This is a genomic window from Paenibacillus sp. FSL R10-2199 (assembly GCF_038000235.1).
GTDB classification, from domain to species: Bacteria; Bacillota; Bacilli; order Paenibacillales; family Paenibacillaceae; genus Paenibacillus_AQ; species Paenibacillus_AQ phytohabitans.
Window position 1 is genome coordinate 623,820 of record NZ_JBBOBO010000002.1, and the last position, 15,238, is coordinate 639,057.

Sequence of the window (15,238 nt, forward strand, 5' to 3'; positions counted from 1 at the left end):
CTTTTAAGTTTGCAGATTAGGTTAATACACCAGCTCAGGGTACAGGGTTCCAAACCAGAACAGCAGTATAATGTAAATCGTTGAACCGGATAAAAAAGCCCAGTCCGGCCTCTTCATCCGCAAATAGGACAGCTTGATCTTCTTCACCTTCGGATTGCTGAGACCGTAGCTGAATCCGCGTGTCTCCAGTGCTTCAATCGTGGTTCGCGACCGTTTGGCTGTATTGAGCATGAGCGGGTAGAAGACCAGCACCACAATCCGCAAGTAATACGCAGCTGTTCTCCAGTAGAACACCCCGTGACGATGCGGTCTTTGCCCCCTGAGTCTGAAGGACAACAATATCTGGTGGAATTCTTCCAGCAAAGTAGGCAGAATACGATAACCGTAAGATAAACTAAATGCAAAGGCATCAGGTATGCCTAAGGATAAAAGTCCGTCACTAAGCCGTTCGGGGTCCAGACTGGAGAATACAGTGATGCTCGCCAGTGAAATGACAGAAAGCTTCAGCGTCAACGTTAACATTGGCAGCAGGGATTCACTCCCCCCTCCGAAAAAAAGCGTCAGCACGAACATCCAGCCGATCTGGCCGGTCAGGCCAAGGCACAGGATACAGATGATTAGCGGACTAACCCGTGACAGGACAGTTGTTATGACCATGAACACGAACATTCCTAATAAGATTGTCCGGTTATGCACAAACCAGGGCACGATGGCAAAAAACAAATACCATAACAGCAGTGTCCGGGGGTCAAGCCTGCCCAGAAAGGTAGCGCTGTTGTTATACGCGGTCCCCAGTAATTCCAGCTTGATCTGTTCTACAGAGATCCGGTCCAGCGCTTTTTTAACAGCCTCCATAGATTCCGGCCACCTCCTTCTGTAGCTCCACTTGGCTCACAAACTCGTCCAGGCTGCAGCAAATGCGCGGCAGGCCGAGTATGCGGCTTAGCTTCATTAATTGTGTCTCTGCCAATCCGGCACGCCTCAAGAGCATTCCGTCAGCAAATATTTCATCCTTCGTTCCGTCAGCAATGATCTGTCCCTGATGCATAACAATAATTCTACTGGCCCATTCAGACACAAGCTGCATATCATGAGTGGCGATTACCACCGTCTCCACATGGCTCCGCAATGTCTCAAGAACGCTAACCATTTCCTGCTTGGTCGAAATATCCAGATTCGCGGTGGGCTCGTCAAGCAGCATAACTGCAGGGCGGACAGCGGCACCGATTGCCAGGGATACCCGCCGCTGCTGGCCGCCGCTCAGCAGACGGGCATCCCGCTCAGCGAGCTCACTAAGCCGGAACGCCTGGAGCATCTCTTCTACTCTCCGGTCTGTATCCGCTAACTTCCGGGCCTTCAGATAATAGGAGATTTCTTTGCGTACAGAATCCTCGATAAACATATCCTCCGGATTCTGAAATACATAAGCAACCGTACCGGACAGGCGCTCGGGCGGCACACCATTGACTTCTATGCCTTTCACATTAACCGTTCCTGAGGAGGGTCTGGCAATACCTGAAATCAGTTTCATTAAGGATGATTTCCCTGCACCGTTGTTACCGATAAGGGCAACCGATTCCCCGTGTTTGAGCTCCAGCTTTACCCCGTTCAGAACAGGATGAAGTGTCTTGTGAATCGTGCGGTACGACAGGTGAACATCCTTCATTTTAACGATAGAATCCACATCTCCTACGCCTGTGGGGATCTGCCCGCAGACTGGATAGGCGGACCCGGCCTGCCCAGCCGGCCCTTTACGGCGGATCATCCGGTCAAGCCCCTCTTCAGGGGTCAAAGGGAACTGTCCTGCATTCCGGTCATTCTCCTCCAGCATCCAGACAGCTCTGGTCACATCCGGCGGATAAATGCCAAGTTCCAGCAATTCTTGTACAGAGGACAAAGCATCACGTACCGGCTTCTGCCAGCGTATGGATCCTTTATCCATTAGGATAACGTTCCTGCAGTATTCTGCTATAAATTCGGCATGGTGCTCAATGACTACGATGGTCTTCCCGTGCAGCTCATTCAATTGCCGCAGGATATCATAGATATGACGTGCATGCTGCGGATCAAGCTGGGCTACCGGCTCATCTATGACCAGTATTTCCGGATCCATTGCCAGTGCTCCCGCAAGAGCCAGCAAGTGCTTTTGCCCACCGCTAAGCTGCCAGATAAATTCATTTCTCAGTTCGCTAAGTCCGGTCAACGCCAGCGCCCGTTCTCCCCGTTCCTTGTAGTCCGCAAAACCATAGTTCAGCGGGGTAAAAGAAACATCATCAAGCACGGTCGGACGCACCAGCTGGTTCTCGAAGTCCTGATAGACATAACCGATATGCCTGGATAGTTCAGCGACACTCCGCCCTTCCGCCGGTTGACCGCAAATCACCGCTTCTCCGGTGAAATCTCCTGTGTAATAATGCGGGATTAATCCATTGAAGCATTTACAGAGTGTGGATTTGCCGGATCCGTTGCTGCCGATCACGGCAACAAAATCCCCTTTCTCCAGTTGCAGGGATACATCCCGCAGTACAGATTGTTCCGCCCCCGGGTAAGTAAAGGACACTCCTCTAAGCTCCAGGACCAGTTCATGCATCTGCCTGTCCTCCTTCCTGACGCCTGCGTGCAGCACGCCGGATTAGCGATAGAATGGTCACAACCGCAATGATGACGGCAACCAGCATGCTCAGCCAGATCAGCTTTTCCTCACCTGATTCAGCCCAGGCAAATTCAAAATCACCGAAGTTCCAGCCTGATTCCGACAACAATTCAGAACCTAGCGCAACCATGATCAGAATCGTACCTGAAATGACAAGCTTTGGCGAAAGCCAGACCCCGGATGCATATTTCATATTCCGCTCACGCGGCTTCATGCCGAGCAGCGGCTCAATCTTGCCGTACAAGCGGGGAACCAGATACATCGTAGGCAGAAGGGCGAACAGAATGCCCGAGAACAGCACATCATTCAGAAATCCGACACCTTCGATGATGACGATACTTTCCGCCAGACCCTTAACCGCTTCCAGTTCCTCCACACCGACCCATACCTTCAAGATATCTACCGCTGAGCTAAAAAACTGGTGAATCGCCACTCCGGTAATTGCGGCTGCGCCTACCTGTCTACGGTTCTTCGGATCGGATACCATAAGGCCTGCTGTATACATCGCAAGAGAGAAGGTAATGAATTTCTCCAATTCGCCCAGTCCGCCGAATTGACCCAGCATCAGCTCACCAAAGATCACTTCGCCGACAGCCGCTCCAACAGCTGCATACAACGGGTGAAACAGCATACATAAGGTCAGAGGAATGAAAGCGAAATATTCAATCGACAATTCAACCGGACCCAACTGGATGCTAGGCACCAGCTCCGTAAACATATTAGACAAACCATACAGCGACATCGACAGCACAAAAATCATCATTTTTTGAGATTGGGTCAGCGTGTAGCGGGTCTTTAACGTGCTCATAAACAGTTGGCCTCCCTACAGGAATTTATCTTTATTATAAAAAGGCCATGTCAGCACAGGTTTTTCCATTTGTTAAGCCGGAGTAATATTTTTTTCAGAATTTTTAACGCTGTAAAAATATTTACAACATCTTCAAGCGTTATATTGTGTAAAAAGAGCACATCCGGAGGAAACGCATATGTATAAAGACTGGAATCACCGCCCGTTCTCACCCAACCAGCGGATCATCGCCGATTTTATCCAGAAGAATGAGCAGCGGGTTGTCTATATGACAGAGCAGGAAGTTGCTGACGAGCTCCATTTGAGCATCGCCTCCGTCTCACGTTTCTGGAAAGCAGCCGGCTACAAGCATGCCAAGGATTTCAAAAACCGGCTACGGTTCCGGTTCGAATCTACGCCCTCGGTTAAAATGCGTGACGCAATGGAGCGATCCGATGATAGTTCACTCCCCCAGCTGCTGCTGAATAATTCCCTTCACCATCTGCAGGAGACACAGCGTTATTTAAATGAGACGTCGCTGCAGTCCGCGGTAAACAGTCTGTCTGCTGCACGGATTGTATATGTTTATTGTCCCGGCCCCTGCGGCGGACTGGCTGAACTGATGATCTACCGGATGGCGCGCTTTGGTCTTCAGATGAAGCGGATGGCTCCGAGCGGCCATGAGCTGCTGGAGACCCTAATGCATGCTGACAAACAGGATGTGGTACTGGTTTTTGGATTTGTGCAGCTGTTACCTGAAATCGAGGTGATTCTGGACCATTCACGGGAGGCAGCTTATCAGGTCATTCTGATCACTGACAGACTTGTATATCCCCGTTCACAGGATGCAGATATCGTGTTGTATGCCGGAAGAGGCGAGGTTTGGGAGTTTCATTCAATGGTCGGCCCTATTTATATCATTGAGAATCTGATTCTCGGTGTAGGACTGGTCAACCGGGATCATAACCTGAGCAATCTTGACAAGCTCCAGCAGCTGCGGGCGCAGTATGGAGGGAAGCTTCCGCGTACCTGAACCCGCAATAATAAAAAAAGGACCCGAAGGTCCCCGCTAACACGCTTGCCGCTTATAAATATTTACTTATATAGTCCTTCCCCTCCGGCTTCACCTTGTACATATATACCGGTCTGCCTACCGCGCCGTAGCTGAGCTCCATCTCCAGAATGCCTGCCTCGGTCAGAAAAGCCAGATATTTGCGGACAGAAATCCGCGAAATCGGCGCCTGGCTGCTGATATCTTCAGTGGAGAATACCGGGTTCTGCAGCTGCTTAATCGTATCCCAGATGCTCTCCAGTGTGCCTTCGGTAAGACCTTTGGGCAGGCTCTGCGCCCCACTCTTGTCTTCTTCAGCCTCCGGAGCGGAATGGCGCAGCAGCTTATCCAGCTGTTCCTGGCTCAGATGTTCCTTGTGCATTAACCGAAAGTCTTCGCGGTATGCCGACAAAGCCGCCTGAAAACGGGCAAACTCAAATGGCTTGATCAGGTAATCCACAGCCCCGTTCTGCAGCGCCTTACGGATGCTTGCATTATCGCTGGCGGCGGAGATCACAATGATATCCGCCTTGCTTCCCTGCTCCCGGAGCGTGGACAACAGCTGAAGCCCGCTGGTACCGGGCATATAGATATCCAGCAGCAGGAGATCGATCTCCTGTTCCGCCAGCATCTTCAAGGCCTCATCTCCTGAAGCCGCCCAGCCCGCGAACTCGAAGCCCTGGACCTGTTCGAGATAATGGCGGTTGAATTTCGCTACCATCGGGTCATCTTCTACAATCAGCACTTTAATGTTCATTGGCTCTCCTCACCCTTTGCAGCATATGGCACATCAACGATGAACGTGGTTCCCTGCCCGCCGCCGCAGGCGGCAATCTGAAGATGTCCCTGCAGTTTATCTACACTCTTCCTGACCAAATAAAGTCCGATTCCCCGGTGTTCCCCCTTGGAGGAGAAGCCCTGGACGAAGATCTGCTCCCGGAGTGCCTCCGGAATCCCCGGGCCGTTGTCGCTAACCTCACACAGCAGCCTTCCCTCTTCATAGTGAAAAGCAAGCCCGATCCGCTTATTACTGTGTACATCTCTGCCGTGTACATCTCTGCTGTATACATCGCTGTTGTGTTCATCAGGCCCCGGGCCGCCCAGCGCTTCCATCGCATTGTCCAGCAAATTCCCGGCAATCGTAATCAGCTCATGAATAACCTGCGAATCTGCCGATTCCGGCAGATAACTGTCCGCAGTCAGCAGCAGTTCAATTCCCGTCTCGCGCGCCCGGCTCAGCTTACCCAGCAGAAAACCCGCCATAGCCGGGTCCTTAATCTGTCTCGTGATGGCCCCGATCTCCTGCTGGTAGTTATTTGCCGTTCCCAGAATATACTGCTGCAGCTCGTCATATAAGCCCATATGCGTCATGCCCATAATCACATGCAGCTTGTTCATGAATTCATGGGCACCTGCCCGCAGGGCGTCTGCATAGACAGAAATACCCGATAGCCGTTCGGCCAGAACTGCCAGCTCAGTCTTGTCACGAAATGTAACGATGGCTCCGGCAATCTCGCCGCCTACGCGGACCGGCAGGCTGCTTACGAGCAGGGAGATACCGCCCAGCTCCAGCTCCTGGTCCTGCCTGCCTTCCCCGCTGGCCAGCACATGCTCCAGACGCAGCTCTGGCCAATAATCGGCAATCTGCCGGTTTACAACGGCGCCGTTGATCCCTGCCGCCTTGAGAAGCCGGTGCGCCTCCATATTGATAAGCGTAATGCGCGCTTCCTGGTCAATCGCAATAATCCCCTCGCGAATGGATTCCAGCATGGCGCTGCGTTCCTGCAGGAGTCTGGAAATATCGGCAGGCTCCATGCCGAACATCATTTGCTTGATCCTCCTCGCCAGAACAAAGGCGCCTCCGGCTCCAAACAGCGCGCCTGAGACCAGAATGGCAATAATCGTCCATTCATTCTGCCTGACCAGACGCTGCACCCTGTCCATTGACAGTCCAGCTACTACGACCCCGAGCTGATGCCCTCTGCCGTCATAGACCGGCACGAATGCCCGCAACGAATTCCCGAGCGTCCCTGTTCCTTCGGAGATGCTCTCTTGTCCGCGCAGCGCAGCCTCCTGCCCGCCTCCCACGAAGGGCAGTCCTACCTTGGAGGCATCCGGATGCGAATACCGGATGCTGTTCATATCCATCACCACTACAAACAATATATCATTACGGCGTGTAATCTTGGAGGTGTAGGCTTGAATCCCCTTGCTGTTCCCTTCGCTTAAGCCCTCTGAGAGCAGCGGCATCAGGGCAATCGTGCGGGCAATCGTAATGGCCTTATCCTCCAGCGCATGCCGGGTCTGGGGAATAATCTGATTGCGGAATATAATATATAAGACCAGCAGCACCAGGACTACAACAGCAGATACCATCACCGCTACCGTTGTCCTTAGGCTATAGCTTTTTTTCTTGGCCAAGGATGCCCATGCCTCCTCATCTTCAATGAACTGCTACAAAGACTAGAATTATTTAAGGTAAGCTAGAAAACTGGATCACGCTATTCTGAATTTACCGATCTAATAACAGTACATGAAGGGAATTTATCTTTCAATCTTTTAGATGACTTACAGAAGTTTCAATTAGTTATTTATATCCTTTCACTGCTTCGCTAGGAAAAAGGATTGGATATACGATAACAAAAAAAGGCCATCATGGTGACTGACCTTACGACAAATAGGCAAAAAGAAACCTTGATAGACCGGAAGCCATTTAAGGTTTCAGTTTTATTAAAAATCATATGGGTCAGCTATTTCAAAATCATCTTCATGCACACTTTCGTATCGATACAATACCTGGTATTTTTATATTTCTCCAATCATCCACAGATTTCACCTTACCTTCCTCAAACGATACTATTGAACCATCTGGTGCTAAGTCTATATATTTTACATATCTTTTCAATCCATCATTCGGTAATCGATAGACTCCACCAAAGAAGTACCTTGAAAGGCTGTGAGCCAATCAAGATTAAACAGACATTTATTAGCACTTATTATTCATACACCCTCCCGACATAAAATAAATTCGCAAGAAAGTTCCAATCTATAACTTGAGGTATTTGTAAATTGTTATTTTCATAATAACCTTCCATATCCTCTACCCAAGACTTTATTCCTTCGAGAAAACTCTCAATGTCTCTATTTTCCCAAACATCAGGGTTTAATTTAAAATCCTTAATTAACATACCAATAAATTCTGTAAAAAGATCTTTATCACTAACTTTTTTTATTTCATTATATAATTCCATGTTCCCCTCCTACTGTATCGCAAGATTAATTCCATCGTCTATTTCCATTCAATTTAATTTACACCTTTTTTGTTATATTATTCCATTTTTACTTTCAACCATTTTTTTAGTAACCCATTGTACTGGTATTTTTCAGTACCGGCAATTCTAAATGCGGATAATCTTCGATAATCCAACGTTCATATATTTCCTGCATCATCTTTCCAAACACAATGGTTTTTAAATCACTTGATGAAAATCCCCTTGATTTAAGTGCGTCAGCAAATCAGTTAACATTGTTCTTTTTGTGAACATTTAAATCAAGCAACCGCCGCAGCACCAGCCAGCCCCCCAGCGGAGCCGTTCCCAGCAGCAGCATAAGCCAAGTGACAGCCTGCGGGGACTGATTGACCGACAGCACAGCAATGAACACAAGCAGCCCCATCAGCCGCCCGGTCATCAGACTCAGCTCTCTAAGCACAACCAGCTCCACCCGTTTGCCGGCACTCTCTTCAGAGACACCCATCAGGTCGAAGCTGGTAGACGTCATCGGCAGCATGTAGAGCGGGATGCACAGCGAGGTTCCAATACCCATAATTAACAGCGTGGCGTAATTCACCTTCCACAGAAGCGGCAGAATGAAAACGGCCAGCAGCAGACTGCCTGCCAGCATCCCCCTGAAGCGGGTTCCAGGCTTGAACCATTTGCCGGCCGCATAGTAGCTGATCAAAGAAACTGCCGAGGTAATCAGCGCGAACTGCCCAAGCTTACTCTCCTCACGGGCGGCAATATAGACCAGCAGTCCGATCAGGAACGAGAATACGCCCTCCCGTACTCCCTGGAACAGCAGCGCCGCCGCAGCAGGCCGCCAGGGACTCTCCTTGCGGCTAAGCTCGCGCCAGGGCTCCAGCCACAGGTAAGTTCCGCCGCGCGGCCGCTTCTCCAGCCCAAAGCTGAGTACAGCAGCCACTCCATAGATGCACAGGGACAGGATAAACACAATACGGTAGCCCTTGTCCCCATGCCACAAGGAGATCAGACTACCCGACACCCACGGACCTACAATGCCCGTCAGCGAACCCAGCAGTCCCATCCAGCCGTTGAAGAAATCGCGGTTGTCCGCCTCGGTAATCTCAAAGAAAACAATATTAAAAGCCAGCCAGTAGAACCCGATGGAAAGACCGAGAATGAGTCCCAGCGGCCAGATATAATGCACCGCTTCTCCGCGCAGCCAGAGCACCAGCAAATAAAAAAAGCCCGAAACGGCAATTCCCAGCCGCAGGGCATTCATTTTGTTATGCTCCTTCACCCATTTGCCGCCCAGCCAGAAGCTTAGTCCGACTGCGAGCTGCTGGGCAACCGTAAACCAGCCGATCATGGCGAAGTTCTGCCGGCTTTTCCACAAATATACGTTCAAAAAAGTACCTGCCAGCACCGTAGCCAGCAGGTAAAGCCCGCCCACAGCGAGCAGCAGCGCCGCCTGGTTCCGTAATAACCTCCTCATGCTATACCTCCCTGCTATTCTGGACATCTCATGTAAACATAACATGTCCAAATTACAGGGAAAGCATGAATCCTAGGCTTACTCCGATGCAGTGCTGAGATTGCGCACAAGCTGAATGCGGTCTTCCTGTGCCAGACTGTGCTGCACATGGAAGCAGGAAGGACATACGAACAGATTCAGCGAGAACGGCGGCTTCAGTACCGGTCCGCCGCCCAGCGCTTCCGGCGTTGCCGGGGTAAATCCGCTTACCTGCTGAGTGCCGGAGTGAAGCATCAGCTCATGGCATTGCGGACATTCCGGTGCTTCCAGCTGCGCGGCCAGCAGGCTGGCGACACTCTGCTCATAACGCGTCAGATCATAGTCATCACCGAACTGGATTAGCGTATTAAATATGGGAACCACACTATCCTTGTCACCGTCGTCATCCCACAGATCCTCGTCGCTGACCTCTTCCTGTACGGAAGCGTCCTCAGTGTCCAGCTCTTCATCTTCAAGATCGTCAGCGCCTATTGTAATTGTGCGGTAACCGCTAAGCTCATTATTGCAATGAGGACAAGTGTCCTCCGGGCCAAACTCCTCATCCCATACAATCTCGGTATGGCACCAAGGACATATTGTCGTTTCCATCTGTATAATCTCCTTCGTTCCTCACATTAGGTTCACTTTCAATGCAACATTAAATAAATAATCCCGGCCGCTATAAACGCCAGAGCGGAAATGAACAGAACCCGAACCAGAATCTTCATAATTTCCTGCTCCCTAAATCAAAATATAGCGGCGCCGATGACATAGGACAATGAAACGGAGATCAGCAGTGCTGTCAGTCCCACGGCCCGGTTATCCGCAGCAATCTCGTCATCAATCGAAAAGACGGGGGTTAGAAATTCAAACAGGAAGTACGCCAGCAGCAGCAGGAGGAAACCCACAACCGACCATTTCATCGTCTCATAGATCGATGCTCCCGCTTCAATGCTGAAGCGCAGAATATTGCAGATGCCGAAGATCTTGCCTCCGGTTGCCATCGCTACGGCCACATTCCCCTTGCGGATTTCTTCCCAGCAGTTATATTTAGTCACCATTTCAAAGAAGGACAGGAATACCACCAGACCCAATATGGCCACAGTGAAGTAGCCGAGCAGCGCTCCCAGCGGATGATCCAGCAAAAGATCAATATTATCTTGCATACTTCTCCCTCTTTCTGCCGGACGCTACTGCAGTTCAGCCACGGTTACACCCGCGCCGCCTTCGTTGTAATTCCCGAGCCGGTAGCTTTTGATATGCTTATGCTTGCGCAGATATTCCTGTATCCCCGTCCGCAATACCCCCGTGCCTTTGCCGTGGATAATCGAAATCTGCCCAAGGTTGCCGAGGAACGCTTCGTCGATGAAGCGGTCGGTCTCCATGATGGCCTCTTCCAGATTGGCCCCGCGCAGATCGAGCTCGGTGCGGACATTCTCATCCCGCGTACGCTTGACTGTCGTAGCCCGGCGCAGAGCCGGCGGAGGCGCATCCGGTGCAGAGGCCAGGAACTCCAGATCAGCAAGGTTGACCTTCATCTTCATAATGCCGAACTGCACCACGGCTTCCTTGGCACCGCTAAGCTCTACAACAAGGCCCTTCTGATTCACATTAGCCACCTTGACTTCATCCCCGGGCTGAATCTTCCGCGGCGCCTTGGTGCTGCTGCGGGCAATAACCTTCTTACGCGGTGCAGGCTCCGCTTCATCCAGTCTCCGGCGCGCTTCAATCAGCTTGTGCTCCTTGACGGACGCCCCTTCCTCCATTGCCAGGCGGCGGAGGTCACTGATGATCTCCTCGGCTTCCTTACGCGCCTTGGCGAGGATATCGCTGGCATCCTTCTCTGCCTTCTCCAGGCGTTTGTCGCGCTGGCCTTCCAGCTTCTCCAGCTCCAGCTGCTGCCGCTTGCGGAATTCTTCCGCTTCGCGGCGCAGGCCCTCGGCCCGTTCACGCTCATTCTCTGCGGTGAGGCGGTTCTCTTCCAGGGAAGCGATCATGTGCTCGACGCGCATGTCTTCTTCCTTGACTTCGCCGCGCGCATGCTCAAGAATGGCATTCGGCAGGCCGAGGCGCTCGGCAATAGCGAACGCATTGCTTCGTCCCGGCACACCGATCAGCAGCCGGTAGGTAGGACTCAGACTGGCCACATCAAACTCCATACTGGCATTGATGACGCCTTTGCGCTCATACGCATAAGCCTTCAGCTCACTGTAATGCGTAGTTGCCACCATCCGGCATTCTGTACGGTGGATATTCTCCAGAATGGCAATCGCCAGGGCCGATCCCTCCGCCGGATCCGTTCCTGCTCCAACTTCATCGAGCAGAATCAGACTCTTCGGCGTCATTCTCTTCAGAATGGAGATGATATTGGTCATATGGCTGGAGAACGTACTTAGGCTCTGCTCAATACTCTGCTCATCGCCAATGTCGGCATAGATCGCATCGAAGACGCACATCTGGCTGCCTTCCTCTGCCGGAATGAACAGTCCCGACATCGACATCAGGCTGAGCAGACCGATGGTCTTCAGGGTAACTGTCTTACCGCCGGTGTTCGGGCCGGTCACGATAATCGAGGTGTACTGGTTGCCCAGCTCCACATCCAGCGGCACAACCTGCTCTGCGGGAATGAGCGGATGGCGCCCTTTGCGCAGACGCAGGTAGCCGCGGTCATTCATACGCGGCTGGGTAGCCTTCATGTCGCGTGCCAGGCGCGCTTTGGCGAAGATGAAATCGAGTTCGCCGAGAATATCGATATCATAAGCCATCTCTTCGGCAATATCGCCGACAAGTGCCGTCAGGCGGTGCAGGATAATCTCGATCTCCCGCTCCTCGCGCAGCCGTGTCTCGCGCAGCTTGTTGTTCATCGCCACAATCGATTCCGGCTCAATGAACAGCGTCGCCCCGGAGCCGGACTGATCATGAACAATGCCGCCGAAATGGGCACGGTACTCCGCTTTGACCGGAATGACAAACCGGTCACCACGGATCGTCACAAGCTGATCCTGCAGCATCTTCGATACCGAAGACGAGCGGATCATGGAATCCAGCTTCTCGCGGATGCGGGTCTCGCCGCCGCGCAGCTCCCGGCGGATGGAGGCCAGCTCTGTACTGGCCGAATCCATGACATCCGCATTCTCGTCGATACACAGGCGGATGGCATCCTCCACATGCTTCTGCTCCGAGAGCAGATCACTCTGGGCGAAGAGGGTAGGGATCTTCTCATCCTCGTGCATCGCCCCGAGGAACCGCTTCACTCTGCGGGCTCCGCCGATCGTGTTGCCGACAGAGAGCAGTTCAGTGGTGCCCAGCATTCCCCCGATCGAAGCGCGTTTCAGGGCGGGCTTGATGTCAGTCACACCGCGGAAGGAAGGAATTCCCTTCAGCCGGTCAACATTAGCAGCCTCATCCGTAGCCTGCAGAAGCAGCTTCACTCCTTCGAAATCCCCGGAGGGCTTCAGCAATTCGGCAGTCAGCCGTCCCATCGGTGTCTGCGTATACTGCATCAATTTATTTAAAATCTTGCGATATTCAAGCGTATGCAAAATTTTGTCGTCCAATTACTGTCACAGCTCCCTTCATAGATGGTTACATTATACCTAATTTAGCCCATTTTCGCTATTTGGGTATGATTTCTGGGCATAGAAAAGCGGCTGCGGGCCACAATAACAACGCACATATCCTTACGCGAACGCCAAAGGAGGTTAGTTAGGTGAGATTCTTAGGTCATGTGGTACGTTTCGTGGTCGCGGCAATCGTTCTGATGGTGGTCGGCTGGATTGTCCCGCAATTCACGGTCGGGGGGTTCTGGAGCGCGCTTGTGCTTGCGCTGGTTATCGCTCTGCTCGGCTGGGTGGTTGAGGGCATTTTCGGCAAAAAAACAACACCCTTCGGCCGCGGTATCGTCGGCTTCCTGGTCAGTGCCCTGGTGATCTGGATTGCCCAGTTCATTGTGAGCGGAGTCAGTGTCACCATTCTCGGAGCGCTGCTCGCAGCCCTGGTCATTGGTATTATCGACCTCTTCCTGCCGGTATCCACTCCGTTTGAAGCGGCCAAGTAGAAACGGCTGAACCACCCTTAGGGGACGGTATCCGTTTCAGCGCACAACGAAACCCCCAATCCCCGGATTATACCGGATACTGGGGGTTTTTTGTAATTAAAAAATTTTTATAACTAAAAATTACGCATAGGACACAACCGGATCATCGCCATGGGTGACAGCAGCCGTGACGACAGCATTTTTACCGCCCCGCTTGGCGCTGTACAGCGCTTCGTCCGTCTTGCGGAACAGCATTTCCTTGCCGTCCCCCAGCTGATAATCGCAGAATCCGATACTGACCGTAATCGGCTTGCCTCCGGCATACGGATGCTCCATAGCGGCTATACCTACCCGCATCTCCTCGACGGCAGCATAGGCTTCCTGAAAGCTTTTATCCGTAAAAATCACCGCGAACTCTTCCCCGCCGTATCTCGCCGCGAAATCATTCAGCCCGATCAGACCATTCACCTTTGCTGCCACCTCCTTAAGCACGAGATCGCCGACCCAGTGTCCGTACGTATCATTAACACGCTTGAAGTTGTCGATATCAAACAGCGCCAGCTGCAGCCTCAGCCCGTTGCTCTCGCACTGCTCCAGCAGGGAGTCCAGATATTCATGAAAGGTTTTGTGATTGTACAGGCCGGTAAGCGCATCGATCTTCAGCAGCTTGTCGGAAATCGCCCGTTCCACCATCAGCCCCTGCTCCGACTTGGTCAACTGTTCCAGATATTCGCGGGTCTCACGGGCCCTGACAATGACAGCCTGCGCCATCACGGCGAACACAATAAACACACATTCCACCATCAGAAATTCCAGCAGCGGTTTGTCCAGCAGCGGCTGCTCCAGCCCGAAATAAATCCCGCTATAGAATAGCGTGCTGAATACCCCGAGATAGTATAGCAGCCGCTGGTCGAAATAGATCAGGGCAATCATAATCGGCATCATAAGTGTCATCTGGGCACCGTCTACAAAAGGCTCCAGCACAAAATACATCAGATAAGAAACGATGAATCCGCAGATCACAACGGCCTGCTTATGATAATGCTGCATCTTACGCAGCCAAATCTCGGCGGAAGCCATAGCTATAATGATCATCAGATTACAGGCGATGAACAAGTGGCCCTTACTGGGGATGAGGATGGTCTTAGTCTCAGTGGAATGGGAGGACAGCATAAAAATAAATTGGGCTGCCAGCATACAGAGCACAATAATCCAGTATCCGGTTAATATTCTGCGGTGCCATTTCTCCGAACTTTGCGATTCGTGGGCTAAAATAATGTGGATCCCCTACTTCTAACCAAATAATATAAAAGTTAAAATTATAATAGCTTTAATTATAATAAATTTTAATTGTTTTTGCATCATATTTTTGCATTTTTCGACAAAGTTTGGAGTCAGCTTCCGGTCAAACAATTTCTCACAGATTATCCAAGACAACTATCAGGATTTGAGCTATGCTAATGTCATCTGTTATCACAATTCATCACGAACCTTTTAGGAGGATGCTTATGATCAGGAAGGCGGCTATTCTTTGTTCCATTGTATTTGCACTACTGCTTACGGCTTGCGGAGCCGGCGGGGGCAGCAGCAATTCTGACAGCGCTAACAGCCCGGCTGCTGACACCAATCTTACGGCGGAAGAAGAAATCGTCATTACAGCAACCAACTACAGCTTTGACCAGAAAGAATACCACTTGAAGAAGGGCGTACCTGTCAAAATCATCTTCAAAAACGAGAGCGGCAACCACGGCATTCTTGTGCCTGAGATGAAGCTGCGGCTGGATGCCAAAGATTCCTCCAAGGTGATTCTCCCCGAGGAGGCAGGAACCTTCGATGTCACCTGCGCGATCATGTGCGGCTCCGGCCACAGCGGAATGAGCGCCAAGATTATCGTTGAATAGGCAGCTCTATACGCATAGCAAAAAAGCCGGCCAAGGACAACTGTGGGACTGACCCCAT

Annotated in this window: 14 protein-coding genes; 3 read left to right on the top strand and 11 right to left on the bottom strand. The window is 51.4% G+C overall.

From position 1 onward, the window contains the following. Positions 1-21: 21 nt before the first annotated feature. The 3 genes from NYE33_RS30705 to NYE33_RS30715 are packed head-to-tail and all read right to left on the bottom strand — an operon-like array spanning position 22 to position 3,461. Positions 22-855: an energy-coupling factor transporter transmembrane component T family protein gene (locus tag NYE33_RS30705; protein WP_042135075.1), complete on the bottom strand. Its 834-nt coding sequence runs from the start codon at positions 853-855 to the stop codon at positions 22-24. Next, the gene (locus NYE33_RS30710; RefSeq protein WP_341069099.1) at positions 842-2,590 is read right to left on the bottom strand and encodes an ABC transporter ATP-binding protein; all 1,749 of its coding nucleotides are present in this window, start codon (positions 2,588-2,590) and stop codon (positions 842-844) included. The genes NYE33_RS30705 and NYE33_RS30710 overlap by 14 nt, the downstream gene beginning before the upstream one ends. Next, positions 2,583-3,461 (bottom strand): hypothetical protein, encoded by an 879-nt coding sequence (locus NYE33_RS30715; RefSeq protein ID WP_042234137.1) that lies wholly within the window; start codon positions 3,459-3,461, stop codon positions 2,583-2,585. The genes NYE33_RS30710 and NYE33_RS30715 overlap by 8 nt, the downstream gene beginning before the upstream one ends. 178 nt (positions 3,462-3,639) lie before the next feature. Here NYE33_RS30715 and NYE33_RS30720 point away from each other — a divergent pair, with 178 nt between their 5' ends. Further along, a complete protein-coding gene (locus tag NYE33_RS30720; protein ID WP_336102490.1) occupies positions 3,640-4,473 on the top strand; it encodes a MurR/RpiR family transcriptional regulator in 834 nt (277 codons plus the stop codon). A gap of 52 nt (positions 4,474-4,525) precedes the next feature. On the opposite strand, the gene NYE33_RS30725 is transcribed toward NYE33_RS30720, so the two are convergent. The 7 genes from NYE33_RS30725 to NYE33_RS30755 form a co-directional block, all read right to left on the bottom strand. Then, positions 4,526-5,248 carry a response regulator gene (locus NYE33_RS30725; protein WP_042234133.1) on the bottom strand — a complete coding sequence of 241 codons (723 nt, stop codon included), beginning with the start codon at positions 5,246-5,248 and terminating at the stop codon, positions 4,526-4,528. After that, positions 5,245-6,912: a DcuS/MalK family sensor histidine kinase gene (dcuS, locus tag NYE33_RS30730; RefSeq protein ID WP_341069103.1), complete on the bottom strand. Its 1,668-nt coding sequence runs from the start codon at positions 6,910-6,912 to the stop codon at positions 5,245-5,247. The genes NYE33_RS30725 and dcuS overlap by 4 nt, the downstream gene beginning before the upstream one ends. A 575-nt stretch (positions 6,913-7,487) precedes the next feature. Then, a complete protein-coding gene (locus NYE33_RS30735) occupies positions 7,488-7,742 on the bottom strand; it encodes a DUF7660 family protein (RefSeq protein WP_042135067.1) in 255 nt (84 codons plus the stop codon). A gap of 265 nt (positions 7,743-8,007) precedes the next feature. Then, on the bottom strand, positions 8,008-9,225 hold the full coding sequence (locus NYE33_RS30740; protein ID WP_042135065.1) for an MFS transporter: 1,218 nt from the start codon (positions 9,223-9,225) through the stop codon (positions 8,008-8,010). Positions 9,226-9,303: 78 nt separating this feature from the next. Further along, positions 9,304-9,852, bottom strand: a complete 549-nt coding sequence (locus tag NYE33_RS30745) for a hypothetical protein (RefSeq protein WP_042135063.1) — start codon at positions 9,850-9,852, stop codon at positions 9,304-9,306. 137 nt (positions 9,853-9,989) lie between these two features. After that, positions 9,990-10,409 (bottom strand): DUF350 domain-containing protein, encoded by a 420-nt coding sequence (locus NYE33_RS30750; protein ID WP_039308413.1) that lies wholly within the window; start codon positions 10,407-10,409, stop codon positions 9,990-9,992. 24 nt (positions 10,410-10,433) lie between these two features. After that, complete coding sequence (locus NYE33_RS30755; protein ID WP_042135061.1) at positions 10,434-12,800, bottom strand: endonuclease MutS2; 2,367 nt, start codon at positions 12,798-12,800, stop codon at positions 10,434-10,436. Between the two features lie 152 nt (positions 12,801-12,952). Here NYE33_RS30755 and NYE33_RS30760 point away from each other — a divergent pair, with 152 nt between their 5' ends. Then, complete coding sequence (locus NYE33_RS30760) at positions 12,953-13,300, top strand: phage holin family protein (protein WP_039308415.1); 348 nt, start codon at positions 12,953-12,955, stop codon at positions 13,298-13,300. A gap of 120 nt (positions 13,301-13,420) precedes the next feature. On the opposite strand, the gene NYE33_RS30765 is transcribed toward NYE33_RS30760, so the two are convergent. Then, positions 13,421-14,452, bottom strand: a complete 1,032-nt coding sequence (locus NYE33_RS30765; protein WP_341069108.1) for a GGDEF domain-containing protein — start codon at positions 14,450-14,452, stop codon at positions 13,421-13,423. Positions 14,453-14,787: 335 nt separating this feature from the next. Here NYE33_RS30765 and NYE33_RS30770 point away from each other — a divergent pair, with 335 nt between their 5' ends. Further along, on the top strand, positions 14,788-15,180 hold the full coding sequence (locus tag NYE33_RS30770) for a cupredoxin domain-containing protein (protein ID WP_341069111.1): 393 nt from the start codon (positions 14,788-14,790) through the stop codon (positions 15,178-15,180). The last annotated feature ends 58 nt before the right edge of the window (positions 15,181-15,238 follow it).

What these genes read in the sequence shown, in the direction of transcription:
- NYE33_RS30705 (WP_042135075.1), bottom strand. Translation starts at nt 855, where the DNA reads ATGGAGGCTGTTAAAAAAGCGCTGGACCGGATCTCTGTAGAACAGATC.
- NYE33_RS30710 (WP_341069099.1), bottom strand. Translation starts at nt 2,590, where the DNA reads ATGCATGAACTGGTCCTGGAGCTTAGAGGAGTGTCCTTTACTTACCCG.
- NYE33_RS30715 (WP_042234137.1), bottom strand. Translation starts at nt 3,461, where the DNA reads ATGAGCACGTTAAAGACCCGCTACACGCTGACCCAATCTCAAAAAATG.
- NYE33_RS30720 (WP_336102490.1), top strand. Translation starts at nt 3,640, where the DNA reads ATGTATAAAGACTGGAATCACCGCCCGTTCTCACCCAACCAGCGGATC.
- NYE33_RS30725 (WP_042234133.1), bottom strand. Translation starts at nt 5,248, where the DNA reads ATGAACATTAAAGTGCTGATTGTAGAAGATGACCCGATGGTAGCGAAA.
- NYE33_RS30735 (WP_042135067.1), bottom strand. Translation starts at nt 7,742, where the DNA reads ATGGAATTATATAATGAAATAAAAAAAGTTAGTGATAAAGATCTTTTT.
- NYE33_RS30740 (WP_042135065.1), bottom strand. Translation starts at nt 9,225, where the DNA reads ATGAGGAGGTTATTACGGAACCAGGCGGCGCTGCTGCTCGCTGTGGGC.
- NYE33_RS30745 (WP_042135063.1), bottom strand. Translation starts at nt 9,852, where the DNA reads ATGGAAACGACAATATGTCCTTGGTGCCATACCGAGATTGTATGGGAT.
- NYE33_RS30750 (WP_039308413.1), bottom strand. Translation starts at nt 10,409, where the DNA reads ATGCAAGATAATATTGATCTTTTGCTGGATCATCCGCTGGGAGCGCTG.
- NYE33_RS30765 (WP_341069108.1), bottom strand. Translation starts at nt 14,452, where the DNA reads ATGCTGTCCTCCCATTCCACTGAGACTAAGACCATCCTCATCCCCAGT.
- NYE33_RS30770 (WP_341069111.1), top strand. Translation starts at nt 14,788, where the DNA reads ATGATCAGGAAGGCGGCTATTCTTTGTTCCATTGTATTTGCACTACTG.